This window comes from Streptomyces sp. NPDC058773 (genome assembly GCF_042746015.1).
Taxonomy (GTDB): domain Bacteria; phylum Actinomycetota; class Actinomycetes; order Streptomycetales; family Streptomycetaceae; genus Streptomyces.
In genome coordinates this window covers 1-25,389 of the sequence record NZ_JBHYPE010000015.1, presented here as the reverse complement: position 1 = coordinate 25,389, position 25,389 = coordinate 1, and the positions used below count along the sequence as shown (strand labels likewise).

The window sequence follows — 25,389 nt, the reverse complement described above, 5'->3', positions numbered from 1 at the left end:
CCCCCGCGACCCCGCGTCCGCCGGCTACGGCGGATCAGGGGACGATGGGGCGAGCCTCGCAGGGCGAAGGTGAGGACCGGCCGGGCGGTCCAGATAGCTCGTCCGGCGGCCGTCCCAGGTACGCCGCAGCGGGTCCCGCACCGCCCGCGCGCACAGCCCGGCCGGGGTGACCACCGCGAAGTACAGTGCGGCCAGGCCCAGATGCCGCAGCCGCTCAGTCCATCGGGATCGCGGCACGCCAGTCGCCCTCCTCCCGCCACTCGGGCTGGTCCCGTTTGTCCAGGAGAAAGTCTCCGAGGACCAGCAGATCGATCCGGGTGCGCATGAAGCAGGCGTACGCCTCCTCGACATCGCGCACGATCGGCTCCCCGCGCACATTGAACGAGGTGTTCACCAGCACGGGGCAGCCCGTGCCGTCCCGGAAAGCGGTGAGCAGCGCGTGGAAGCGCGCGTTGCGCTCGGCCGACACGGTCTGCACGCGGGCCGAGCCGTCGACATGGGTGACCGCCGGGATCGTCGAGCGCGGCACCCGCAGCAGGTCCAGGCCCGTCGCCCCGTCCGCCGCGGCCCCGCACTCCCGCCGCTGTGCCGCGGCGACCTGTGCGGTCAGCAGCATGTACGGGCTCTCCTGGGCCAGGTCGAACCAGTCCTTGGCGTCCTCGGCGAGCACCGCGGGCGCGAACGGGCGGAAGGACTCCCGGAACTTGGTCTTGAGGTTGAGGGTGGACTGCATGGCGGGATCGCGCGGGTCGGCGAGGATGGAGCGGTTGCCCAGCGCCCGTGGTCCGAACTCCATCCGTCCCTGGAACCAGCCGACGACCTTCCCCGACGCCAGCTCCGCCGCGACCCGCTCCACCAACTCCCGCTCCGGCAGCCGCACGGCGGGGTAGCCGCCACGGGTCAGGAACTCCTCGGTCTCCCGGTCGGAGCAAGCGGGGCCGAGCAGCGCCCCCGCCATCGCGTCCGTGCCGCGCCCCACATGGGGGCGGGGCGCGCCCCGGCGGTGCGACTCGGCCAGCGCCGCGCCGAGCGCCCCGCCCGCGTCCCCGGCCGCCGGCTGGATCCACAGCTCGTCGCAGACCCCGTCGGCCAGGATCCGGCCGTTGGCCACGCAGTTGAGCGCCACACCGCCGGCCAGGCACAGCCGTCGCTCCTCGGTGCGTTCCAGCGCCGTCCGGGCCAGCCGGAGCATCACCTCCTCGGTCACCTGCTGCACGGAGGCCGCCAGGTCGAACTCGCGCTCGGTGAGTGGGCCTTCCGGTGTCCGGCGCGGCCCGTCGAAGAGCTCCGCGAAGGCCCGGCCGGCCATGGTCTGCCCGTACTGGAAGGTGAAGTGCCGCAGATCCAGGCGGAACGAGCCGTCCGGCTTGACGTCGATCAGCCGCTCCCGGATGAGCGGCGCGTAGCGCGGCGTGCCGTAGGGCGCCAGGCCCATCAGCTTGTACTCCCCCGAGTCGACCTTGAAGCCGCAGAAGTAGGTGAACGCCGAGTACAGCATGCCGAGGGAGTGCGGGAAGCGCAGTTCGGCGAGGGGAGCCAGCTCGGTGCCGCGGCCGTGCCACAGCGTCGTCGTCGCCCACTCCCCCACACCGTCGACGCACAGCACCGCGGCCGACGCGTACGGGCTCGGGAAGAACGCCGACGCGGCGTGCGAGGCATGGTGCCGGTGCGCCACGACCGGCGGCAGCGGCTGTCCGGGGGCCAGGGTGCGCAGCCGCGCCCGTACGTCGTCCAGCGCTCGCCGCTTCCAGCCGGCCCACTGCGGGAACGCCCGGCGGAACACGGGAAGACCGTGCGGGGCGGTGGCCAGCCAGGTCGCCAGCACCCGGCGGAACTTCAGCGCCGGGTCCTCGTAGAACGCCACGGCCGCCAGTTCGTCCAGGCGCAGCCCGGCCTCGCGCAGGCAGCTGGCGACGGCGTGCGAGGGGAAGCCGGGGTCGTGGCGGCGCCGGGTGAACCGCTCCTCCTGCGCCGCCGCCAGCGGGGTGCCGCCGGCCACCACTGCTGCCGCGCTGTCGTGGTAATAGGCGGAGATGCCCAGGACCGGGCCGTCCGGCCCGCCGGGGCCCGAGCGGTCGGCGCGCGCGCCGCCCCTACCGGTCCCCATGTCAGAACAGCGGGTAGACGGACGCGTCGTCCTCGGGCTGCGGCCGCAGCCGGGACGGCGGCGGGGGCTGGTCAGCGGACCGGTCCGGCGGGGTGTCGGGGGCGGGCCCCGGGCGGTCCCGGCGCCGCAGCCAGGAGGCGAGGCGGCCGACCGCCGAAGCGGGCGCTGCGCTGCTGTCGTCGGGCACGGCGGGGCTCCTCATGCCAGGTCCAGGCGGTCCGCCAGCTGCCGGGCCACCAGGTCGTATCCCAGGTCGGTGCAGTGCACCCGGTCGATGAACAGCCAGTCCTCCGGCTTGGCGGCCTCGGCCAGCGCCACGTTCAGGTCCAGGAACGGCACGTCGAGACGGGCGCATCCGGCGGCCAGCCGGTCCGCGTAGGCGCGGCCCACCGCCATGGTGGAGATGTCGTTGTGGAACCGGCGGAAGTTGGACACCTCGTCCAGCTCCTCGAAGAGCAGCTGCTCGCGGGGCAGCGGCTCCTCGCGCACCCAGGGCGCGAGCGGCTGGAGCGCGAAGACCAGCCGGGCGCCCAGGCCGTCCGCGAGCAGCTTCCAGGCACCCAGGTGCCGGATCGTCAATTCCGTGGCGTGCGCGACACGTTGCTCCGGCGGCGGGACGACGTCGGGGGCGGGCCCGCAGTCGAAGAAGGCGCCGTGCCGGCCCTGTTTCTCCTCGGGCAGCCGGCTGAGCACCAGATTGTTGACCCCGGAGAGCAGCACGATGTCCTCGACCGGCGGGAGTTCGTGCTGGAACAGGGCGAACAGCAGGAGTTCCTGGGCCGAATTGTGGCTCTGGCCGGCGATGTTCAGCCAGGGCAGCCGGGGCGCGTGGGCGTTCCACAGCCGCGCGGTGATCGTGGCCGCGTCACCGGTGGCGCCCACGCCGAAGACCGCGGAACTGCCCGCGAGCACCCGCACCGGGCCTTCGGGGCGGTCGTCGCCGACCGTCGCCCGGAGCCCGCCGGGGCCCGGCGTGACCCGGAAGCCGTGCCGGTCGGTGGTGTAGACGGGGGTCTTCTCGTTGCCGTACTGGAAGTACCCCAGATAGGGCTGGTCCTCCAGGACGAAGGTGTAGTGCTCCATGTGCGGGGTGAACTCGGCGCGGGGTGAGGTCATCGTGAAGGGGCTCCCGTCGGTGCGCGGTGCGTGGCTGTCGTGCCTTCCGTGGTGACCGGCCGACCCGCCGTGCCCGGTGGGGCACGGCGGGCACGGGGCGACCTGCGCTCAGGGGGCCGGGGGCGGCGGCTCGGGCAGGGAGCCGGGGCGGTCCTCGCGGATCAGGTCGGCGTTGATGGCCATGCCCGCCAGCCCTCCGCTGGCAGCGGCCATCGCGGCCTGCTGCATGTTCCGGCCGAGGTCTCCGGCCACGTACAGCCGGGGCAGGCTGGTGCGGCCGCGCTCGTCGGTCTGTACGGCCTCCAGGTCCGGGGCCTGCAGCCAGGGGCGCAGCGGGGCCACCCGGGGCTCGATGTCGAGGTGGAGGAAGAGCGCCCCGTAGCTCGCGGACCGGCCGTCCTCGAAGACGACCTCGACGCCCTCGGGATGCGGCTTCACCTCGCCGACCCGGTCGTTGACGACGGGGACGCCGGCCGCGGTGAGGCGGTCGCGCTCGTCCTGGGGCAGCTCGCGCCGGTCGGTGAGGTAGGTGATGCGGTCGGACCACACCGTCAGGGTCGCGGCCAGGCACTCGCTGGGCACGGTCCCTCCGTACACGGCGAAGCTGCGGTCGCGCACCTCCCAGGCGTGGCAGTACGGACACTCCAGGACGGTCTTGCCCCACAGGTCGGCCAGGCCCGGTACCGGTGGCAGCACCGAGCGCACACCGGCCGCGTACAGCAGGGTGCGGGCCCGGAAGGTGCCGGACTCCTTGGTGGTGACCACCACGTGGTCACCGTCGCACTCGGCCGACACCACCTGGTCGTCGCGGAACGTCACGTCGTAGGTGGCGAGTTGGGCGCGGGAGCGGGCCCGGAAGTCCGCGATCGTCGCCCCGTCGTTGGTGAGGACGTTGTGCATGACGCCCGCTGCCATGTTGCGGGCGTCGCCCGAGTCGATCAGCAGCACACGGCGGCGTGAACGGCCCAGGTAGAGCGCTCCGTTGAGGCCGGCCGGGCCGCCTCCGACGATCACCGTGTCGTAGAGCTGTGTGTCCAATGGTCATCCCTTGTCGAGAAGGTCACTGTGCGGAGGCGGATCGGCGGGCGGCGTACCGGAAGGCAGTGGTGCGGCGGGCGCCGGGAGTGCGTCGCCGGGCGCGGAGCGGTCCTCGCGCAGGGGCGCGAGCAGCAGCAGCGCGCCCACGGCCAGGAGGGTCCCGCACACCACGAACACCGCGGGCACGGACAGGGCTTCGGCGAGCAGACCGCCGAGCGTCGCGCCGACCGGCATGGTGCCCCACGCGCACAGCCGGGACACGCTCATCACCCGGCCCTGGAGGTCCTCCGGCGTGAGCCGCTGGCGCAGCGACATCACGGGGATGTTCCAGCCCATCATGAAGACGCCGTTGGCGGCGAGTGCCAGCGCGGCCAGGACCGGATGGCGGACCAGGCCCAGCGCGGCGTACGCGGCTCCGGACGCCACCAGGGACCAGCGGGCCAGCCGTACGGTGGGCAGCCGGTCGGCGGCCCGGGGCGCCAGCCAGCTGCCGGCGACGGCGCCCAGCGACCCGACGGCGAGCAGCAGTCCGTACCCGGCCGCGCTCAGGCCCAGCGTGCCCTTGCTCAGCAGCACCAGCATCGAGAAGGTCGCCGAGAACACCAGGCCGTACAGGGCGCTCGCGGCCAGCGTGAGCCGCAGGGTGCGATGACCGAGGACGAAGCCGAGCCCGCCCCGGATGTCGCGCAGCACCCCGCCGCGTGCCCCGCCCGGTGCCGCCCCGCCCGCATCCGCCTCGTCCGGTGCCGCCCCGCGGCGGGTGCGGGCGAGCGGGGCGAGGCCGAACAGCAGCAGCGCGGCCAGCGCGTACAGCACCCCGCCGGTGGCCAGCGCCGCGGCGGCGGTCAGGCCCACCAGCAGGCCCGCCACGGGCGGTCCGGCCGTTTCGTTGAGCACGATCGTCGCTGCCATCAGCCGCCCGTTGGCGCGCTCCAGGTGCCGCTCGTCGACCAGGCGCGGCAGCATCGCGGGCGCGGCGGTGTCGGCGAGGGTCTCGGCGATGCCCAGCAGGAACGCCAGCGCGTACAGGAGGGCCAGCGGACCGTGGTCGACGAGCACCAGGGCCGCGCCGAGCAGCGCCGCCGCGCGGACCAGGTTGCTGCCCAGCACGATCCGGCGCCGGTCCACCCGGTCCACGAGGACGCCCGCGGGGAGCGCGAACAGCAGCCAGGGGAGCATGTTGACGGTGGTCAGCCCGGCGACCGCCGCCGGGTCGGGGTGGTGCGCGACCACCAGCAGCGGCAGCAGCGTACGGGTGATGCCGTCGCCCGCGTTGGAAGCGGCCGTCGAGGCCCACAGCCAGCGGAACGGGCGGCCCAGGTCCGCCCGGCGGGCCGGGCGGTCCGCGGACGCGGAGGCGCTAGCCAACAATGCTCCCCTCAGGCCACGCACGCAGGCCCAGCAACCGCTCGCCCAGCTCGGTCAGCGTCGCCGGTCCGTACAGTTCGGCCTCGTCCTTGCGCACCCCGCCCTGCGGCGGATGCGGCGGGATCCGGTCCCGCCAGAACCGCACCCGGGCCTCGCGGAGGCCGGCGTTCTCCTCCCAGGCGGGCGCCATGGTCAGGTACTGGGCCATGCGCACCCGGGCCTCGGAGACGTTGGGGTGCACCCCGTGCGGCAGAAGGCTGTTGAAGATGATCAGGTCGCCGGGCGCGACCTGTGGCGTGGTGATCCGGTAGCCGGTGATGTCCGGCGTGAACGGGTCGCGGTCGGCGGGCTGTCCGCTCACCCACTTCTCCCAGTCGGTGAAGATCTCCGGCACGCACTGGAAGCCGCCGATCTCCTCGTCGCCGTGGGTCAGCGAGAGCACCGCCTGACAGCTCACCTGGAGCGGCTCGGCGGAGGTGTCCACGTCCCAGTGGATGAACCCGTCGAAGGCGCGCGGTCCCCGGTTGGGCGGGTTGACATTGGCGAAGTCGATGGTGACCCACAGGTCGCTGCGGTCCCAGATGTCGGCGAAGGCCCCGTACACCCGCGGGTTCTGCCGGATGTCCCACTGGGCCTGGTGGTTGTACATCTCGACCAGCCCGCTGTGGCCCGGCAGCCGGTCGTTGCCGGTGTGTGGCGAGGCCCAGGTCGACGGGTCCTCGGGGCGCATGTCGAGGAAGGAGTACAGACCTTCGGTGAGGGCGGCGACCGTCTCCGGCGGCACCGCCTGACGGACGATCACATAGCCTTGAGTGATCCACTGTTGCCGGTCCGCGGGGGACAGGACGCGCAGCGGTTCCGTCTTGTGGATGTCTCGCAGTGGAATGGCGGCCACGGGCACTCTCCAGGGACACGACGCCTGCACATGATCGGGTGGGACGGTCCGGCCCCGACATCGTCATTCCGGCCATTTTTCGCCCGGCCGGAGATATCGGGGAATACGGGTACGGGGCGCTGGACGGGGACGGGGACGCAGATCACTCGATGATCAGGCGGTGTTCGGGCAGCACCACGGCGTCCAGCTCGGTGTCGGTGAGCAACTCCAGTGCCTCGTCGAGGTGGTTGAGGAGGGGGCGGCCGCCTCCGTTGGCGCTGGTGTTGATGAGCACGGGCAACTCCGTGCGGGCGGCCACCGCATGGCACAGCCGGTGCAGCAGGGGGTGGGCGTCGGGCCGTACGGTCTGGAGGCGGGCCGTGCCGTCGATGTGCCGGGCCTCGGCGAGCTGCCCGGCCCGGTCGGGCCGCACCCGCACCGCGAACAGCATGGTCTCGGTGTGGTCCAGGGGGCCGGTGAAGTACTGGTCTGCCACCTCCTCCGGGCAGATGGGCGCGACCGGCCGGAACCACTCCCGGTTCTTGATCGTCTGGGAGACGTACCGGCGGGCGCCGCTCCAGTGGGCCGAGACCAGCAGGGAACGGTGGCCCAGCGCCCTCGGTCCGGTCTCCAGGCCGCCCTCCAGCCAGGCCACACACCGCCGGTCGGCCAGCAGGCCGGCGACGGTCTGGACGAACTCCTCGTCGCCGGCCGGGCGGCGCAGGGACAGCCCGAGGCCGCCCAGTCGCCGTCTCAGGCCGTCGGCCTGGGCGGCGTTGTCGCCGTAGTCGCCCTCCGCCGTGTCCAGGCCCTCCAGCGGGGGTCCGGCGTAGGCCAGCGGCGCCCATCCCGAGCGGCCCAGCAGGGCCGGGCGGTCGGCGGGGTCGGCGACCGCCAGCGCCGCGCCCAGTGCGATCCCCGAATCGTCGCAGCAGGTCGGGATGGACACCCGGGTGAACTGGGAGGATTCGGCGAGGCGGCTGTTGGCGGTGATGTTGAGCGCGCAGCCGCCCGCGTAGCAGAGCGTCGCGTAGCTGGGGAAGCGCCGGCTGATGCCGGTGACCAGCGACGCCAGGTCCCGCTCCACGGCGGTCTGCAGGGTGGCCGCCAGGTCCCTGCAGATGCGCGCGTCGGGGGAGGTTCCGACCGGGGTGCTTCGCCCGTCCGCGGTGCGGATCTCGTCGGGGAAGACCGAGCCGAAGGAGTGCACGACGTCGTCGTCCGAGGAGTCGGCCAGGCCCGCGTCCAGATACCCGCCGCCGTACGGGTCGTACTCCCACCAGGTGTCGGCGTAGCGCAGAGCCGTGCCGGTCAGCCGGTCCTCGTCGAGCTGCTCGTACAGGTCCGGCGAGGCGCGCCGGGTGGCCTGCGGGACGAGCATGGCGCGCAGCACCGGCAGCAGGAACGCATCGGTCTCCCCGGTGGCCGTCAGCCCGAGCAGCTTGCCGGTGTCGAACTGGCTGCCGTGGACGCGCCGGGCGAGCGCCTCGTAGACGAGACCGAAGCGCGGGCCGGTGCGGTTGGTGAACGACATCACCGGGGTGAGCTGGTCGCCGTCGCCGAGGCAGACCATGCCGCACTCGGCGTAGTTGCCCGTTCCGTCCAGGGCCAGCACCAGGGCCTTGCGGGCCCCGGAGGTGTAGTACGCGAGGGCGGCGTGCGCGTAGTGGTGGCGTACCGCGGTCAGGGTGAGGTCGCCGAACCCCTTGGCCAGCGGCCAGTCCAGGGGTTTGATCACCCGGGTCACCGCGTCGGCGAGGCCCGTGCCGCCGGTGGCCGTCCAGCGGGCGTCCTCGTTGACGAGCTCCACCAGCGCCGGCGGCAGCACCTGGCACACCGGCGTGTACCAGTCGGCCACCGCGATCCCGGTCACCGGGCTCGCCGCCCGCTCCCGCAGCTCCGCCAGCCAGTCGGCGGCGGCCCGCGGGAAGTCGCCGTTGCCGCCGCACACATGGCGCAGCCCCAGGCGGCGCTCGGCCTCGATGACGCGGTAGCCGCCCCCCTCGGTGAGCGCGGCACCCGCGTCGTGGCCGAAGTGCATCCCAATGATTGCCATGGAACAGTCACCCTCACTCGGCCCGGACCGGGGTCGTGGGGCCGGGTCGTGGATCGGCGGCCCGCCTCGTGCGGAGGCGGGCCGGTGCGGAGATCGTCGGGGCCCGGCTCAGGACAGCATGGCGAGGCTCTGGGCGTGATGGCGCTCCAGGAGGCCCTGCACCACCTCGCGCATGTAGGCGCAGTAGCCGGGCGACATCACCTGGATCGAGCCGTTCTCCTCCTCCAGCGCCCCGGCGGAGCCGCCCGAGCAGGTGCCCTGGAGCTCGCAGCCCTGGCAGCCGGGGCCGTTGGTGTAGGCCCGCATGCCGTAGTCCTGGTAGGCGGGAGAGGAGAAGATGCCGCGCCAGTCGTCGATGGTGCCCAGCTTGCGGGCGGTGGCCTTGCAGGCGAAGACGCTGCCGTTGGGCTCGATGGAGAGCTGACGGCCGACCGCCGGGCAGGTCTTGTAGTCGGCCTGCTCGGCCCACTTGGCCTCGTCAATGATCATCTGGAAGGTCTGGTACCAGTAGCCGCTGAGCTGCACGCCGCGCTCGCGCCCGTAGTCGACGGCGGCCAGCAGCCGCTGCGCCACGTCGTGCGGGCTGTGCTGCTGGAAGAACTCCTTGGCCTGGAAGGACACGATGACGTCCAGGGATTCCAGACCGGCCTCGGCGACGAAGTCGATGAGCGGGGTGCCCCACTTGTCCCAGGTGTACTGGGAGAGCACCGAGGTGATGCTGACCGGGACGCCCGCGGCCTTCATGTCGAGGATCGCCTTGCGGACCACGGCCCAAGAGGTGCGCTGCTGCTGCCCGCCGCGGAACTCGCCGGTCTCCGGGACCAGGTAGTCGATGGAGACGGTGGTGTCGACGCGGTGCTCGGCGAGCGCCGCCAGCAGCTCGTCGTCGATGCGCGAACCGTTGCTGGTCAGGTCGTAGGAGAGGGTGACGCCGTCGTAGCTGTCGCCGAAGGTGCGCAGTACGTGCAGGATGGTGCCGCGCGCCAGGGTGGGCTCGCCGCCGAAGAACGACACCGTCAGATGGCCGCCGCCGTTGGCCTTGCGCAGCTCGATGGCCTCCTTGACGGTCTTCTCGGCCACCTCGCGCGACATGTGCATCGAGGGGTTGCGGGCCTCGTCCGCGCCGTGGTTCCAGTCGCCCTTGGCGAAGGTGGGGCCCGAGTCCTGCCGGGTGGGGCCCGCGACCTCACGCGTGCGGCGCAGTTCGACCAGGACCGGGCCGGGTTTCACCGACTCGCCGGAGGTGTTGCGCTCCTCGACGCCGCCGTCGAAGTTGTACGCGAAGCAGCCCTGACAGGAGAAGTTGCAGGCGTTGGTGAGCACGAGCTGGATGGAGGAGTGGAACACACCGCTGCCGAGTGCGCTCTGCCGGTTCTCCAGCAGGCCGTCGATCTCCGCGGCCTCGTCGTGCCCCGCCTCGACGAGGAACCGCGCCTCGACGAGGTCGCGCAGTGAGGCGTCGTCGACCCGCTCCCGCAGCCGGTCCCAACTGAGGCCCTGAGATGCCTCCTTGAGGAGTTCGACGATGTCCCGGTCGATCAGCCGCGCATTTCCGAAGAGGGAATGAAAAGCCATGGTCCGCTCGTCGCCCTCATAGGAACCGAGCCGGCCTCCGAACGAGGTGAAATCCCGGTTGCCCGCGGCACGCAGGGTACGGACGTAGCGCGAGGACTGGTACATCGAATTCTGCATGGCTGAAGACTTCTCCCTGCGTCTCACGACTTCCGACGCACCGTACGGCGCGTCCCTGGGGACGCGGCATACGCACTGCGTCGGCGAAAAGGGCCCCGGGCGCGGAGCCGTGGGACGCGGACCGGTCCCGGCTCTCGGCCCGGTCCGGTCCGCGCGACAGACCGGGGCCCGGCCGGTGGGCGGGGCCCCGGCGAACTTCAGCCCTTAGGCCGACGCACACTCGTTCCGCTGCTCAGCGGGGGCCGAAACGGCCTCCGCCTGCTTGTGGGCGGGCGTGATGGTCGGGGCGTTGCCCTTGTCCGGCGAAACGAACGCGCACGGACGGGACGACGCGGTGACCGCGGGGCGGGCGACCTTCTTGACTTCGGCCATAAGGCCTCCTCAGTAGGTGCGACACAACGCGTTCCACTGAAGCAGAAGAAAAGAAACCTCAATAGGCCTTCAACCGGACACAGTTGGAAAAGCTCGTCACTCCGGGGCATACCAAGGGGAATTGATCCTTCACCCTTCGCCACGCGCCACTCTGTCTGCCGATTCGCCCGCACACCCCGTGTGATCCGATACGGCCGGCCCGCCGCTGGGCACCCTTCGCAGGCCCTCGCATGAGAGGAATTCCGGCCAGAACCGGGGGGCGACCGCCGCGCGGGTGACTCACGGGCCGCACCGCAGCGCGCGGTGCGGCCCGTGAGATCCCTATGCCGTGCCTTCGTCAGAGAGCCGGCCCCCGCAGCGCCTTCTCGTGCTGCATGCGGGTGAGGCGACGCACGAAGAGAACGGCGAGGACGGCGGCCAGGACGCTGAGGACGTCGCTCGCCATGAGCCCGGCGATCGCCCCCTTGATCTCATCCGGTGTACCGGCCTTCGCGTACCGCTGACCGGCGAGGCGGCCGAAGAGCAGGTTCGCGACCCACAGGGCCCACCACCAGTTGAGCAACGCCCTGGAGCCGGTGCTCTCGTCGGCGCTGGCGTTCCAGATGTCGATGGCAACACGGCGCGGGAACCACAGGTTCACCACCGGCACGAACCAGCCCCAGATCGCCCAGCCGCGGGCCTTCTCGTGGTACTCGGGGGCAAAGACCTCGGCGTTGACGCGGGCCCGGTGGAACCAGAGGATGAAGACCACGGCGGTCGCGAGGGTGGCCGCGACCTGCAGGATTCCGGACGCCTGGTACAAGGAGTCCGTCTGGTCGATCTCCTGGGAGGTCACGGACCCGCTGTTGCGGACCAGCCTGCCGACGAGTTCGTACAACTGGATGCCCTGCCAGAGGGCGAGCAGATCCACGACGATGCCAAGACCGAGCAGCCCCGTCACGGCCTTCGAGAGCCCGACCGGTGAGCGGAGAACCGCACGCGCGCCGGGCCGAACGGGCCGGCCTGACGACTGCGGTGGCGCCATGGGCATGTTGGACATACGAAACCCCCCACGGGTTCTGAATAACGGTGTAGGCGCAGAGAGAGGGCCGTCTCTCCCCGAAACGACCCGAGCGCCAGCGGAACATACGTTCCCCGCATCTCTCCTGTCCACTGAAAAAGGGGGATTTCTGGCCGTCTGGTTCGCCGGACGACTACAGACGCGGGGTGCGCGCCTCGATCCGGTGGTCGAAAGCGGCACCGCCGACGCCGACCGTGGTCACCCCGCCGTCGACGGTGAGGACGGCCCCGTTGACGTAGGACGCGGCGGGCGACAGCAGCCAGTCGATCGCCTCGGCGACCTCCTCCGGGTCACCCGGCCGCCCGGCCGGAGTCAGCCGGTTCGCCTCCTCGTATGCCTCCTCGGCACCGCCCGCGAGCCCCGCCTCCGCCGCGAACCGCGCCATCCGCTGGTCCGCCATCTCCGTACGCACCCAGCCCGGGCACACCGCGTTGGCCCGCAGCCCTTGCGGCCCGTAGTCGACGGCGAGGGAGCGGCAGAGGTGCAGCAGACCCGCCTTGGACGTCGCGTAGGCGGCGTTGCCGGTGCTGTTGCGGAGTGCGGCGACCGAGGCCACCGTGACCACCGCTCCGCGGGCCGCCAGCAGATGCGGCAGCGCGGCACGCAGCAGCAGGAACGGGCCGGTGAGGTTGGTCCGCATCAGCTCTTCCCAGTCCTCGACCGCGGTGTCGCCGACCGCGCCGCCCCGCCCGATTCCGGCGTTGAGCACCACACCGTCGAGTCTCCCGTACGCCGTCACCGTCGTCTCGACGAGCTCGCGCACCGCCTCGGGATCGGCGGCGTCGGAAGGGTGGGCCAGCGCTCCGGTCTCCTCGGCCACTCGGCGCAGTGGCTCGGGCCGCCGCCCGGAGATCACGACCTGGTGCCCTGCGGTGCGCAGCAGCCGGGCGGTAGCGGCCCCGATTCCCGTTCCCCCGCCCGTCACCAGGACAACTCGCTGTTCCGACATGGTTGTTCGCCTCCGAAGGTGGTCAGCTTCCGGTTCCCCGCACCGCGAGCATACGGAGCACCGGGCCGACCGGGCCGACCGGGCTCGGCCAGGTCGAAGACCATGGCCGGCCCGGCCGCCCGACTACCGGCGCCTTGGGTCACCTTCGTTCGTAAGAGGCCATTCACCCGATGTCGACGAGGAGATCGCCTCCCTCCACCTGCTGGATCTGGTTGATGGCCAGCCTGGCCACCCGGCCGGCCTTCGGGGCGGTGATCGCGGCTTCCATCTTCATCGCCTCGATGGTGGCCACCGTGGTGCCGGCCGCCACCTCGTCGCCCTCGGCCACCGCGAGCGTCACCACTCCGGCGAACGGCGCAGCGATATGGCCCGGGTTGGACCGGTCGGCCTTCTCCGTCACCGGTACGTCGGCGGCCGCGGCGGCGTCACGTACCTGGATCGGCCGCAGCTGGCCGTTCAGGGTGGACACCACGGTGCGCATACCGCGTTCGTCGGCCTCGCCGACGGCCTCCAGTTCGATCAGGAGCCGTACGCCCGGCTCAAGATCGACGGCGTACTCCGTTCCGGATCGCAGCCCGTAGAAGAAGTCCTTGCTGTCCAGGACGCTGGTGTCGCCGTAGGCCTGACGGTGCGTCTCGAAGTCGCGCGCCGGCCCGGGGAACAGCAGCCGGTTGAGCGTCGCGCGCCGGTCCTGCTCCAGTCCGCTGTGGTCGTCCGCGGTCAGTTCCTGCACGGGCCTGGGCTCGGCGCGGCCTTCCAGCGCCTTGCCGCGGAACGGCTCCGGCCACCCGCCGGGCGGGTTGCCCAGCTCTCCGCGCAGGAAGCCGATGACGGAATCGGGGATGTCGAACTCGTTGGGCGCTGCCTCGAAGTCCTCCGGCTTCACCCCGGCGCCCACCAGGTGCAGCGCCAGGTCCCCGACCACCTTGGACGACGGGGTCACCTTCACCAGGCGGCCGAGAATCCGGTCGGCGGCCGCGTACATCGCCTCGATGTCCTCGAAGCGGTCGCCCAGGCCGAGCGCGACCGCCTGCGTACGCAGGTTGGAAAGCTGCCCGCCGGGGATCTCGTGGTGGTACACGCGGCCGGTCGGCGAGGCCAGGCCCGCCTCGAACGGCGCATAGATCCTGCGGACGCTCTCCCAGTACGGCTCCAGGTCCCCGACCGCCTTCAGATCCAGCCCGGTGGGCCGTTCGGAGTGGTCGGTCGCGGCCACGATCGCCGACAGCGACGGCTGCGAGGTGGTGCCGGCCATGGATGCCACCGCACCGTCCACCGCGTCCGCGCCGGCCCGGACCGCGGCGAGGTAGGTGGCCAGCTGGCCGCCCGCGGTGTCGTGGGTGTGCAGGTGCACCGGCAGGTCGAACTCGCGGCGCAGGGCCGATACGAGCTTCTCGGCGGCCGGAGCCCGGAGCAGCCCCGCCATGTCCTTGATGGCCAGGACCTGGGCACCGGCGTCCACGATCTGCTCGGCCAGGCGGAGGTAGTAGTCCAGGGTGTACAGGCGCTCGGACGGGTCGGACAGGTCGGCGGTGTAGCAGAGGGCGACCTCGGCGACGGCCGTTCCGGTCTCCCGTACGGCGTCGATGGCGGGCCGCATCTGGCCGACGTCGTTGAGCGCGTCGAAGATCCGGAAGATGTCGATACCGGTGGCCGCGGCCTCCTGCACGAAGGCGTCGGTCACCTCTGTCGGGTACGGCGTGTAGCCCACGGTGTTGCGGCCGCGCAGCAGCATCTGCAGGCAGATGTTCGGGACGGCTTCACGGAGTGCGGCCAGGCGCTCCCAGGGGTCCTCGGCGAGGAAGCGGAGCGCCACGTCGTAGGTGGCGCCGCCCCAGCACTCCAGGGACAGCAGCTGCGGCATCGTCCGCGCCACCACCGGGGCGACGGCGAGCATGTCCTTGGTACGGACCCGGGTGGCCAGCAGTGACTGGTGGGCGTCGCGGAAGGTGGTGTCGGTGACACCGATGACCGGGGACTCCCGCAGCCACCGGGCGAACCCTTCCGGGCCGAGCTCGGCGAGCCGCTGCCGGGAGCCGGCGGGCGGTTCGGCGGCGGGCAGCGGCGGCAGTTTGGTGGTCGGGTCGATCAGCTCGGGCCGTGCGCCGTGCGGCTTGTTCACCGTCACGTCCGCGAGGTAGGTGAGCAGCTTCGTGCCGCGGTCGGCGGAGTGGCGCGCGGTGAGCAGGTGCGGGCGCTCTTCGATGAACGAGGTGGTGACGCGCCCGGCCCGGAAGTCCGGGTCGTCGAGCACGGCCTGCAGGAACGGGATGTTCGTGGCCACACCGCGGATGCGGAACTCGGCCACCGCTCGCCGGGCCCGGCCGATGGCGGTACTGAAGTCCCGGCCCCGGCAGCTGAGCTTGACCAGCATCGAATCGAAGTGCGCGCTGATCTCCGTACCGGCGTGCGTGGTGCCGCCGTCCAGGCGGATCCCCGAGCCGCCCGGCGACCGGTAGGCGCTGATCCTGCCGGTGTCCGGACGGAAGGCGTTGGCGGGGTCCTCGGTGGTGATACGGCATTGCAGGGCGGCGCCGTGCAGCGCGACCTTGTCCTGCGCGAGACCGAGATCGGCCAGCGTCTCACCTGCGGCGATACGCAGCTGCGACTGGACGAGGTCGACGTCGGTGACCTCCTCGGTGACCGTGTGCTCGACCTGGATGCGCGGGTTCATCTCGATGAAGACATGGTTCCCGTCGCGGTCGAGCAGGAACTCCACGGTGCCGGCGTTGCGGTAGCCGATCTGCCGGGCGAACCTCACGGCGTCGGCGCAGATCCGCTCGCGCAGCGCCGGGTCGAGGTTCGGCGCGGGCGCGAGTTCGATCACCTTCTGGTGCCGGCGCTGGAGCGAGCAGTCGCGCTCGAAGAGGTGGATGACCTCGCCCCGCCCGTCGGCGAGGATCTGCACCTCGATGTGGCGGGGATCGACGACCGCCTTCTCCAGGAAGACGGTGGCGTCGCCGAACGCGGACGCGGCCTCGCGGGCCGCCGCCTCGATGGACTCGCGCAGCATGCCGGGGTCCTCGACACGGCGCATACCGCGCCCGCCGCCGCCGGCGACCGCCTTCACGAAGACGGGGAAGCCGATGTCCTCGGCGGCACGGACCAGTGCGTCCACGTCGCTGGAGGGCTCCGAGGAACCGAGCACCGGCACGCCGGCCGCGCGTGCGGCGGCCACCGCGCGCGCCTTGTTACCGGTCAGTTCAAGCGTCTCCGCGCTCGGCCCGACGAACGTGATGCCCTCCTCCTCGCAGGCACGCGCCAGGTCGGGGTTCTCGGACAGGAACCCGTAGCCCGGGTAGACCGCGTCCGCGCCCGCCCGGCGCGCGGCACGGACGATCTCCTCGACGGAGAGGTAGGCACGCACCGGGTGTCCCGGCTCGCCGATCTCATGGGCCTCGTCGGCCTTCAGCCGGTGTAGTGAATTGCGGTCCTCGTGCGGGAAGACGGCAACGGTTTTCGCGCCCAGCTCGTAGCTGGCGCGGAAAGCGCGAATCGCGATCTCGCCACGATTGGCGACCAGTACCTTGCGGAACATGCTCGATCCCTTCAGCCTGCCGTTGACGGCCACCGTAGTGTCCGCGACGGGCAGGTCAGCCACCGGGCCTGCAGTGACTTGCCTAGCTCACCAGGCGCGATGCAATTCGGCAATGGGTCGGCATGAACCCTGCCGGAGGTGGTGAAACACACCGATACCCGGAAGCCCGTGGTTTCCCCCCGGAACCCCTCTGAGCTGCGAAAACACTGGTCACCCGGGGTGCCGTCACGACGGAGGCGACCCGCTCGTGCGGGGCGCTCGCGCTGAAGCTCACGGACCACAGGTACGCGGGGGAGGCGGTGTCACCGGCTCCGTAGGCAGGTGATCGCCCGCAGTGATGTGGAGAAGGGGTTTCCTGCGTTGCTGCGGGGGCCGCGGGCCGCGGCCCCCGAGCGCATCGGTTGGGCTACCTCGGGCTGATCGTGACCCGGTAGGCGGCTCCGGCCCTGCCGTGGGTGCGCACGCTGACGGTCTGGCCGTGGTCGTCCCAACTGGCCTTGCTGCCTTGGATGTCGACGCGGTAGCCGCCCGGGTACGTGTCCCTGGGGACGGTGATCCGGGTGGGCCCCGCTGCGTTGTCGCGGGTGCGGAAGGTGAGCGTGTAGATCCGTGCAGCCGGGTCGTACGCGAACGTGAGCGGGTCGCCCGCGACGGCCCGCGCGTACGGCTGGACGAGCAGCTTGGCGTTGGGCTTCGCGGCGCCCGTGGGGTCGAGGAAGCAGTAGCCGCCGCCCCGGCACCACTGCCACCACGTCCAGCCACTGGAGAACCGGTCCATGGAGGCCGTCATGTCGGTGACGAACCGGCTTGCGTGCGGAACGTAGGGGTTGCCGCCCCACTCCCCCACGATCACCGGCATGCGGTGACGGGCCGGGTAATCGCTGATCGCGGCCTCGTAGGCGGGGATGAAGGTGCCGTCGGGGTCGTAGTCGGCGCCGGTTTCCATCCCGGTCTCGTAGAAGTGCGGCGCGTAGCCGGCGTGCGGGTCGTCGATGTGGCCCATCTTGGTCGGCACGCCGAGACCGACGATGACCGTTGGCTCGACGAACACCCACGACCGGTGGTCGACCAGGCGGATCGCCTGGGCGAGGCGGTTCCACAGCTCGGTGAGCTCGGTGGCCTCGAAGCGGGCCGCGGCGGCGGGGAGGTCCTCGCCTTCGAGGAACTTCGCGAACGGCTCATTCATCAGGTCGTAGCCGAGCAGTGCCGGGTGCCTGCCCAGGGCGGAGGCGACCGTCATCCACATGCGGGCGTGCGCGGCGCGCAGGTCGGCGTCCTTGTACAGATGGTCGAAGGCGGTCTGTACGGACGGCTCGAAGTACTCGGAGAACCAGTCGTCGGGTATCGGCCAGAACGGCAGCCCCTCGTCGCGGGTGGCCCAGTCGGGCATGCCGCGGGACCCGAAGTGGGGGCCGTATACGTCCTGGTGGGCGTCGAGGATGACCTTGATGTGGTAGCGGTTCGCCCAGTCGAGGATGCGGCGCATCTTGGTGAGGTAGCCGCGGTCGTAGTGCCCGGGGGTGGGTTCGAGATCGTCCCAGAAGAACACGAGGCGCGCGAGGTTGAAGCCCCGGCCGGCCATGTCTTTGAGGTCGCTCTCGTGGATGCCGGCGAACGCGTTGGTGCCTCGGCTGCTCTTGTCGGCGAGGTTGAAGCCGCGCCACTGGAGCGCGCGGCCTTGGCCGTCGGCGATGAAGGTCCGGTCACCGACCGTGACCCGGTCGGGGGCGCGGCCGGGGGCGCGGTCGGGGTGGGCCTGGGCCTGCGCGGGGAGGACGCCGAGCAGCAAGGCGGCCACGGCGAGGACGGCGGGGACGACACGCGAGGTCAAGCGCATGCAGGAGACCCTTTCGAGGGTGACTGCTTGGGCGGCGTGCTACTGGCCGACCGGATGCTACTGGCGGGTGCGTCAGGTTCCCAGGGTTTGGCGGGAGTTGGCGGGGCTTTGCTTCTTGACCAATACGCTGAGGGGAACCAACGCGCCATGCGGCTCCGCATGAGGCTCAGGTCGCACGCGGGTCGCACACGCTGTCATCGGTCCCGCTGTGTTGGACCGGACGCCGGGCGAGGTCGCGGGCCGTTGCGGTGCCCTCCCGGCGATGCCACGACGCCGCGACGGCCCACACCCTGATTGTCCGGAAACAGCCCCTGGCGCACCGAACCTCCCCCGGGCATGGCGCATCTTCAGGTGCGTAGGCGCGCACTGAACCCGCGCGCCGATTCGCATTCGAGGGGGGAACCCGAAATGAAGAGCAAGCTCACCGCCGTTGCCGTTACGGCCGTCGTCGTCGCCGGCACCGCCGCTACCGCCATCCCGGCCTCGGCCGCCCCGGCCAAGGCCGAGCCGACCCGTTGCCATACCGCCGACCTGAAGGCCGGCTTCGCCACGGGCGAGGACGCGAGGCCGGAGATGGAACAGACCGACAAGCAGACCCAGGCGTACATCTGGTTCACCAACCAGAGCAAGCGCACCTGCACCCTGTCCGGCTTCGCCGGTGTCGACATGATCGGCGCTCAGCAGACCGACGGCACCTGGTCGCTGGCGCGCTCCTCCCAGAAGCCCGAAAAGATGGTCCTGGAGCAGGGGGACACGGTGGACTTCAGCATCACTCTGCTCCCGGTGGCCAGGTCCACGCCGCAGAGGGAGAAGTTCGTTCCGGCGAAGTTCCTGGTGACCCCGCCGAACGAGACGCAGCACTTCACCCTGAAGTGGCCGTTCGGCGGCCAGATCCTCAAGCAGGACGGCGCCACCCACCCGGCCACCTACCTCAACCCGGTGGGGAGGTAGCCGACTGGACGGCCGCTGAGGAAGTGCCATGCGGAGCGCACTGCGCCGTTCGCTCCGCATGGCCGCCACGACCGGCGAACTCGGCGGCGTTCTCGGGGGCTTCCCTCGTTGCAGTCCGGTCATGCACTGACGAAGTGGGCACCCGGGCCGGAACGCCATCGGCATCGGCACCATCGAGGCCGGATTGGCCCCGTCAACACCATAAGAAACGACGACTGAGAAGCGATGCCTCAGCCCACCGGTACATCCTTGCCGGTCAGCTGCGCCCGGATGCCGTTCTCCGTCACGGAGATGCCGCGCAGCCGAATGTCGCCCGGCAGGTTGTCCGGCAGCTGAGCGGAGAACTCCATCTGCTGCGCGACCTTCGGCTCCCGGAGCTTCTGCAGGCCCTGGATGAGCGAGGGGTCGATGCCGGTGGGCTTGAGCAGCGAGGGATGATCCACGAGCGTGTCCAGCACGCGGCCCTTCATCATCTGCTGCGGACGGACATGCTTCCCTGTTGCCTGTTGCAGCTCGCCCTCGTCCACCTTGTCGGCGACGGGTGCGGTCAGCTGCAGGCCACCGCCCTTGCCCGGTACGTAGGTGAGCAGGCCGGGCAGCACCACGCGGGTGTCCTGCACGGTCATGCGCAGGCCACGGTCCCCGGTGCGCTGCAACTGTGCACGCCCCCGGACCTGGGCCCGCTTGTCGCCCACCGGCAGTTCGCCGCCGGCCAGCACCGTGTTCCTCTCGGGGCCGGGCCTCAAGTGGATCCGGGACGCGCCGACTTCGCGGTTCAGGTCCTTGAAGTCCAGCAGGACGTCACCGCGCACTCGGCTCAGCACCGCGCCCTTGACCGAGGACGGCAGGCTGCCGACGATCCGGATGTCATCCACCGTCCCCTTCACCTGAGCGACGGAGACCGGCCCGGCGTCGACATCGGGAACGTCGACCTCGACGTGGTCAATGTTGCCCGCGAGCACCTGCCCGATGAACGGAACGCTGTCGATGTGCACCCCGGGCTCGGCGCGCAGCTTCAGCGCCTTCTGCACCTGCTGCGCCGCCAGGTTCTCCGCGTAGAGCACGGCCCACCGGTCCCCGAGCGCAAGAAACGCAAGAACCACGGCCAGCGCGACGACCGCCTTCGCGCTTCTCCGCACGATCCGCCGCGGCTTACGCCCGGCCCGCGGACGCACCTTTCCGTCGCCGGTGACCGTGGTGTCCGTGCCTGCTTCGGCTGCGGTGGTGGCTCCGGCTGCGCCGGCGACGCAGGTGCTGCCCCGGGTCGACGAGGCGCCCGGCTCTTGGCCGCTCCGGGGCGACGGCTCGTCCGGGCCCTGGTTGTTCGGGGCCCGGCCGTCCTGGGGAGCACGGCGCGCCGGTACCCGCGCGTTGGAGTCTGTGGAAGGTTCGTTGGAGAGCATCGCCTCCATGCGACCACAGCCCGGGCACTCGAACCAAGGGCGCGCGCATGCGGCGGGGTCCACGCCGGAGTACAGCCGGTCTGAGCGGCGAGATGAGCACAGCCCAGGCCCTGCGGTCTCTGTCCTCCGTCCGCCGACGCTTCCCGGTGGTTCGCGACGAATGACGTAGAGGCGGTGGGACATGCCTCCGAGCGAGTCCGGTCATTAGCGAGATACCCGGGATCTCACCGCTCTGTAGCGTCGGACCTGTCGCCGTCCAAGACGTGCGGTGGCCAGGAGAGGCGCCGGGAGGAGGTGATCGACGTGGCATCGACGTGGCGGGCCCCACCGCAAGGAAGCGGCCGAACTGCCTTTCACCGCCGGGGTGAAGTAGTCGTCCGGCCCGGCACTCCGCGGTCAGGACGACAGTGCCACGTCGACGAGCGCATCCGGATGGGCGGGCACCGTACGTGTCCTCCGAACCGGGTTCCTCGCCCTGTCTGTGCTGGGGCGTCGGTACCAGGAGCACACCCTCGCCGCCGGTAATCGCCCGGGTGCGCGCCTAGGGACGCCGGCTGGTTCCTGTTTCTGCGACGACCGGCTGCGCAGCGACAGAGCGGGACGTCAGGACGTCCTGAGCGCGGGGCATCTGCGGATCCGATGCCCTCGGAGGAAACCCCGCCACCACTGTGCCCTCCTCAGCAAGGACGCGCAGGTCGACGACACCAAGACGATCTGCGCGCTCCGGGCCGGGCACGCGTGCTTGGCCCGGAGGCCCTTCGACTCCCCGCTTCCCCCATAACCCCGGCGGCGGCAGGACCGCCGAGAAAGGTCAGGACAGCAGCAATGGCTGACGACAAGCGTCCTTCCGTTGTGGTGATCAGCGCCCACTCCGGTGACTTCGTATGGCGCGCCGGCGGCGCGCTGGCCCTGTATGCCGAACGCGGCCATGACGTGCGGATCGTATGCCTGAGTTACGGCGAGCGCGGCGAATCACAGGGCCTGTGGAAGCAGGAGGGCATGACCCTGGAGCAGGCCAAGGAAGGCCGGCGGGCGGAGGCCGAGGCCGCTGCCGCGGCTCTCGGTGCGTCCATCACCTTCCTCGACCTGGGCGACTATCCGCTGCGGATCGATGACGCCGGGCTGGACCGGATCGTGGCCGAGATGCGCGCGGCACAGCCCGAGGTGCTGCTCACCCACGTCGCCTCCGACCCCTACAACCGCGATCACAATGCCGCACACGAGGCCACGCTGCTCGCCCGGCAGGTCGCGCAGGCCGCCGGGCACGACCGCACCACCGCCCCGATCGGCGCCCCCCAGGTCCTGCAATTCGAGCCGCACCAGCCCGAGCAGTGCGGCTTCGTGCCGAACCTGCTGCTGGACATCACGCCGGTCTTCGACCGCAAGCGCAAGGCCATGGAGTGCATGCGCGCGCAGTCACACCTCGTGCAGTACTACACCGACCTCGGTCTGCGCCGCGGTGTGCAGGCGGTCCGCAACGGCGGCGCGACATCGATCGTGCAGGCCGAGGCGTATCAGCGGGTCTTTCCCCTCGTCGGGGACGAACTCCGGTGAGCGGGCGGGAGAGCGGGCACGTCATCGTCCGCACGAGCCGGGGACCGTCCGGCGAGGTCGTGGCCGCCCTGGCCAAAAGCGGTGTCGCCACCGCCCACGAGGCGTGCGGCAGAAGGGGGTTGCTCGGACCCGCGCTGCGGCCGATCTATCCCGGCGCGCGCATCGCGGGCCGCGCCGTGACCGTACTCTCGCACCCGGGCGACAACCTCATGATCCACGCCGCCATCGAGCAGTGCCGTGCCGGCGACGTCTTGGTGGTCGCCACCACCTCGCGGTCGACCGACGGCATGTTCGGGGAACTGTTCGCCACCCAACTCCACCACCGTGGAGTCCTCGGCCTGGTCACCGACGCCGGGGTCCGTGACGTCGCCGACCTCACCGCGATGGGCTTCCCCGTCTGGTCCCGCGCGGTGCACGCACAAGGCACGGCGAAGGCCGTGCCGGGCTCGGTGAACGTGCCGGTGGTGGTCGCCGGGCACCTGGTCAACCCAGGCGACATCATCGTCGCCGACGACGACGGGGTGCTGTGTATCCCGCTCGCCGACGGCGAGGCCGTCGTCGGGGCGAGCGCCCGCCGCGAGGCGAACGAGGAGGCCAAGCGCCGCCGGTTCCGTCAGGGGGAGTTGGGTCTCGACATCTACGACATGCGACCGCTGCTCGATCGGCTCGGTGTGCGCTATGTCGACGCCGACGACGAGCCCGGCCCCGACACCGCCCGCACGGAGGATTGCCGATGAGCACGTTCGTCCTCGTCCATGGCGCCTGGCACGGCGGCTGGGTCTGGCAGCGGGTGGTCCCCGCACTGCGCGCCGCCGGGCACGAGGTGTACACCCCCACCCTGACGGGTCTGTCCGGCCGCGCCCATCTGCTCACCCCGCAGGTCGGACTGTCCACCCACGTCCAGGACATCGTCGCCCTTCTGGAGACGTACGACGCCCGCGATGTCGTCCTGGTCGGGCACAGCTATGCCGGACAGGTGATCACCGGCGTGGCCGACCGTGTCCCCGAGCGGCTGGCCAAGCGCATCCATCTCGACGCCTTCGTCGGCGACGACGGCGACGCCGCCATCGACTTGCTGCCCGCCACGGTCGCCGACCACTACCACCAGTCCGTCGCGGGCCCCGGGTACGGCTGGCTGATACCGGTCCGCTCTCTGGAGAAGCTCGGCGTCACCGATGAGGCGGACGTCGACTGGCTCACCCCGCGGCTGACCCCGCACCCGTGGCTGACCTACACCGAGCCCCTGCGGCTGACGGGGAAAGGTGCGCACGTCCCGGCCGTGTTCATCGAATGCGTCGACTGGATGCGGGTGTTCACACCGCAGGCGGCGAAGGCCGCTGCCCGGGGCTGGCCGACCCACGAGATAGCCACCGGCCACGAGGCCATGGTCACCGCCCCCGGCGCACTCGCTGCGCTGTTGCTCGACGTCGCAGCGGGCTGATGCCCGCCGAACCGTTCCCGCCGCTGAGGAGAAGCACCGTGGAATTCCTGGTCCGCACCGAGAACCGACTGCCCAACGACACCGCCGACGAAGTCCGCGACCGGCTCAGGAAGGGCGAGCGCAAGCGGGCCATGGAACTGCGTGAGGCCGGAACCCTCAAGCGGCTGTGGCGGGTGCCCGGGCGCAACGCCACCCTCGGGCTCTATGAGGCCGAGGACCCCGCGGCCCTGCACGACGCGCTGACCTCTTTGCCGATGTGGGTGTGGATGGACGTCACCGTCGAAGCACTCGCCACGCACCCGCAGGAAAAGCAGTGAGCGCCTGCCTCAGGCGCAGCTGATCGGCCTGCGCTGATGGACATCGACCGCGTCTGACCGGTCGGCAGGGGGGGGCACCACACCGCATCACCTTCGATCCCGCCCGGTCCGCCCGGACCGGGCATCTGCTCAACGAGGAGCGTCCATGTCCAGCAGTTCGCCCACCCAGCGGAGTGGCGCCGTGCCCGGCCGCAAGCCCGGCACGGTCGCCTTCGCCAGCTACATCGGCACCACGATCGAGTGGTACGACTTCTTCATCTACGGCATCGCGGCGACCCTCGTGTTCCGCGTTCAGTTCTTCCCCGGCTTCTCCGATCTGGCGGGCACGCTCGCGGCCCTGGGGACGTTCGCTGTCGGGTTCATCGCCCGTCCCATCGGTGGCGTGGTGATGGGCCACTACGGCGACCGGATCGGCCGCAAGTCGATGCTGGTGATCTCGTTGCTCATGATGGGCGGCGCGACGACCCTGATCGGCCTGATACCCACCTACGAGGCGATCGGTATCTGGGCACCGGTCCTGCTGATCGTCCTCCGCCTGGTGCAGGGCGCCGGGGTCGGAGGCGAATGGGCCGGTGCCGTGCTCATGGCGGTCGAGAACGCACCGGCCAAGCGGCGCTCACTCTACGGCTGTTTCCCGCAGCTGGGCCTGCCGTCCGGAATCCTGCTGTCGCAGCTGGCGTTCCTGCTGCTCACCGGCGTGATGTCGCCCGAGGACTTTGCCGCCTGGGGCTGGCGCCTCGCCTTCCTGACCAGTGCGGTCCTCATCGTTGTCGGCCTGGTGATCCGCCTGCGTATCGAGGAGAGCGGCGAATTCACCAAGGTCCGCGAGGCGGGTCAGATCGAAAAGCTGCCCGTCGTCGAGGTGTTCCGGCGCAACCCGGTGCAGATTCTGATCGGCAGCCTCGCGTCCATCGCGGCACCGGCCATCGGCTATCTGGTCTCGGTGTACATGGTCTCCTACGGCACCGCGACCCTGAAGCTGCCCATCTCGACGATGCTGTGGATCCTCGTCTGCGTCAGTGTGGTGTGGCTCCTGATGGTGCTCGCGGCGGGTCTCGCCGGGGATCGCTTCGGCCGCAAGGCCACCTTCGCCGTCGGCGCGGCGGTCGGTGCGGTGTGGGCGTTCCCGCTGTTCTGGCTCGTCGACACCAGATCGGTCGCCCTGATCGTGGTGGCGCTCCTCGGCATCACCGTCGCCAACTCGATCATGGCGGGCCCACAGCCGGCGCTGATCACGGAGATGTTCCCCGTCCGGCTGCGCTACAGCGGTTCCACGATCAGTTACACCATCGCCTCGATCCTCGGCGGCGGTATCACCCCACTGCTGGCCACGGCCCTGTTCGCCGACTTCGGCAGCAGCGCGGCGGTCTCCGCGCTGGTCGCGGTGGTCTGCCTGGTCAGCCTGGCCGCCATTCTGTGCGCCAACAGCAGGATTCTCCACGCCGAGGAGCCGGCCTCCGGGCCGGCCAAGGCCAAGCCGGCCCACCCGCTCACCGAGGGCACCACCGGCTGACAGCGGTACCACACCTTGGAGCAGGAGCAGGGGCAGGGGGGACGCCCCTGCTCCTGCTCCTGCGGTGCCATCTGCTCGGTCAGCCGCTCAGTGGTCGGTCGGCCCGGGCCGGGCGCCCCCCCCCCGGGCGCCCCCCCGGGGGGGGGGGGGGGGGGAGGTCGGGACGGCGCGGGGGGGACAAACCAGAGGCGGGAGGATAAACA

The 25,389-nt window shown here is 71.3% G+C and carries 21 protein-coding genes; 6 read left to right on the top strand and 15 right to left on the bottom strand.

Going from position 1 to position 25,389, the window contains the following annotated elements:
* Positions 1-24: 24 nt before the first annotated feature.
* From ACFW5B_RS15745 to ACFW5B_RS15680, 14 genes are all read right to left on the bottom strand, one after another.
* Positions 25-237 carry a hypothetical protein gene (locus ACFW5B_RS15745; RefSeq protein WP_386439169.1) on the bottom strand — a complete coding sequence of 71 codons (213 nt, stop codon included), beginning with the start codon at positions 235-237 and terminating at the stop codon, positions 25-27.
* Positions 215-2,107 (bottom strand): carbamoyltransferase, encoded by a 1,893-nt coding sequence (locus ACFW5B_RS15740; protein WP_386439167.1) that lies wholly within the window; start codon positions 2,105-2,107, stop codon positions 215-217. Before ACFW5B_RS15740 ends, ACFW5B_RS15745 begins: the two co-directional genes overlap by 23 nt.
* Position 2,108: 1 nt before the next feature.
* Positions 2,109-2,294, bottom strand: coding sequence for a hypothetical protein (locus ACFW5B_RS15735; RefSeq protein ID WP_386439165.1), 186 nt, complete (start codon positions 2,292-2,294; stop codon positions 2,109-2,111).
* 11 nt (positions 2,295-2,305) lie between these two features.
* A complete protein-coding gene (locus tag ACFW5B_RS15730; protein WP_386439163.1) occupies positions 2,306-3,223 on the bottom strand; it encodes an SGNH/GDSL hydrolase family protein in 918 nt (305 codons plus the stop codon).
* A gap of 108 nt (positions 3,224-3,331) precedes the next feature.
* Complete coding sequence (locus tag ACFW5B_RS15725) at positions 3,332-4,261, bottom strand: NAD(P)/FAD-dependent oxidoreductase (protein WP_386439161.1); 930 nt, start codon at positions 4,259-4,261, stop codon at positions 3,332-3,334.
* 3 nt (positions 4,262-4,264) lie between these two features.
* The gene (locus ACFW5B_RS15720) at positions 4,265-5,629 is read right to left on the bottom strand and encodes an MFS transporter (RefSeq protein WP_386439159.1); all 1,365 of its coding nucleotides are present in this window, start codon (positions 5,627-5,629) and stop codon (positions 4,265-4,267) included.
* Positions 5,622-6,524: a phytanoyl-CoA dioxygenase family protein gene (locus ACFW5B_RS15715; protein WP_386439157.1), complete on the bottom strand. Its 903-nt coding sequence runs from the start codon at positions 6,522-6,524 to the stop codon at positions 5,622-5,624. The genes ACFW5B_RS15720 and ACFW5B_RS15715 overlap by 8 nt, the downstream gene beginning before the upstream one ends.
* 142 nt (positions 6,525-6,666) lie before the next feature.
* Positions 6,667-8,559 (bottom strand): carbamoyltransferase C-terminal domain-containing protein, encoded by a 1,893-nt coding sequence (locus tag ACFW5B_RS15710; RefSeq protein WP_386439155.1) that lies wholly within the window; start codon positions 8,557-8,559, stop codon positions 6,667-6,669.
* 108 nt (positions 8,560-8,667) lie between these two features.
* A complete protein-coding gene (locus ACFW5B_RS15705) occupies positions 8,668-10,251 on the bottom strand; it encodes a radical SAM protein (RefSeq protein ID WP_386439153.1) in 1,584 nt (527 codons plus the stop codon).
* Between the two features lie 204 nt (positions 10,252-10,455).
* Entirely contained in the window at positions 10,456-10,623 is a 168-nt protein-coding gene (locus ACFW5B_RS15700) for a hypothetical protein (protein WP_386439151.1), read from the bottom strand.
* A gap of 337 nt (positions 10,624-10,960) precedes the next feature.
* Positions 10,961-11,563, bottom strand: coding sequence for a DUF4328 domain-containing protein (locus tag ACFW5B_RS15695; RefSeq protein WP_386439149.1), 603 nt, complete (start codon positions 11,561-11,563; stop codon positions 10,961-10,963).
* Between the two features lie 253 nt (positions 11,564-11,816).
* Positions 11,817-12,632, bottom strand: a complete 816-nt coding sequence (locus tag ACFW5B_RS15690; RefSeq protein ID WP_386439147.1) for an SDR family NAD(P)-dependent oxidoreductase — start codon at positions 12,630-12,632, stop codon at positions 11,817-11,819.
* A gap of 163 nt (positions 12,633-12,795) precedes the next feature.
* Positions 12,796-16,170, bottom strand: coding sequence for a pyruvate carboxylase (locus tag ACFW5B_RS15685; RefSeq protein ID WP_386439144.1), 3,375 nt, complete (start codon positions 16,168-16,170; stop codon positions 12,796-12,798).
* Between the two features lie 406 nt (positions 16,171-16,576).
* Positions 16,577-18,007 carry a cellulase family glycosylhydrolase gene (locus tag ACFW5B_RS15680; RefSeq protein WP_386439143.1) on the bottom strand — a complete coding sequence of 477 codons (1,431 nt, stop codon included), beginning with the start codon at positions 18,005-18,007 and terminating at the stop codon, positions 16,577-16,579.
* 408 nt (positions 18,008-18,415) lie between these two features.
* On the opposite strand from ACFW5B_RS15680, the gene ACFW5B_RS15675 reads away from it, so the two are divergent.
* Positions 18,416-18,958 (top strand): DUF4232 domain-containing protein, encoded by a 543-nt coding sequence (locus tag ACFW5B_RS15675; RefSeq protein WP_386439141.1) that lies wholly within the window; start codon positions 18,416-18,418, stop codon positions 18,956-18,958.
* A 230-nt stretch (positions 18,959-19,188) separates the two neighbouring features.
* Here the strand turns inward: ACFW5B_RS15675 and ACFW5B_RS15670 are convergent, their stop codons facing one another.
* On the bottom strand, positions 19,189-20,361 hold the full coding sequence (locus ACFW5B_RS15670; protein ID WP_386439139.1) for a DUF2993 domain-containing protein: 1,173 nt from the start codon (positions 20,359-20,361) through the stop codon (positions 19,189-19,191).
* Positions 20,362-21,186: 825 nt separating this feature from the next.
* Here ACFW5B_RS15670 and ACFW5B_RS15665 point away from each other — a divergent pair.
* The 5 genes from ACFW5B_RS15665 (at position 21,187) to ACFW5B_RS15645 (ending at position 25,186) form a co-directional block, all read left to right on the top strand.
* Positions 21,187-21,915, top strand: coding sequence for a PIG-L deacetylase family protein (locus ACFW5B_RS15665; RefSeq protein WP_386439137.1), 729 nt, complete (start codon positions 21,187-21,189; stop codon positions 21,913-21,915).
* A gap of 23 nt (positions 21,916-21,938) precedes the next feature.
* The gene (locus ACFW5B_RS15660; protein ID WP_386439402.1) at positions 21,939-22,652 is read left to right on the top strand and encodes a 4-carboxy-4-hydroxy-2-oxoadipate aldolase/oxaloacetate decarboxylase; all 714 of its coding nucleotides are present in this window, start codon (positions 21,939-21,941) and stop codon (positions 22,650-22,652) included.
* Positions 22,649-23,356 (top strand): alpha/beta fold hydrolase, encoded by a 708-nt coding sequence (locus tag ACFW5B_RS15655; RefSeq protein ID WP_386439135.1) that lies wholly within the window; start codon positions 22,649-22,651, stop codon positions 23,354-23,356. The genes ACFW5B_RS15660 and ACFW5B_RS15655 overlap by 4 nt, the downstream gene beginning before the upstream one ends.
* A gap of 38 nt (positions 23,357-23,394) precedes the next feature.
* Positions 23,395-23,673 (top strand): muconolactone Delta-isomerase family protein, encoded by a 279-nt coding sequence (locus ACFW5B_RS15650; protein ID WP_386439133.1) that lies wholly within the window; start codon positions 23,395-23,397, stop codon positions 23,671-23,673.
* A 145-nt stretch (positions 23,674-23,818) separates the two neighbouring features.
* On the top strand, positions 23,819-25,186 hold the full coding sequence (locus ACFW5B_RS15645; protein WP_386439132.1) for an MFS transporter: 1,368 nt from the start codon (positions 23,819-23,821) through the stop codon (positions 25,184-25,186).
* Positions 25,187-25,389: the final 203 nt, after the last annotated feature.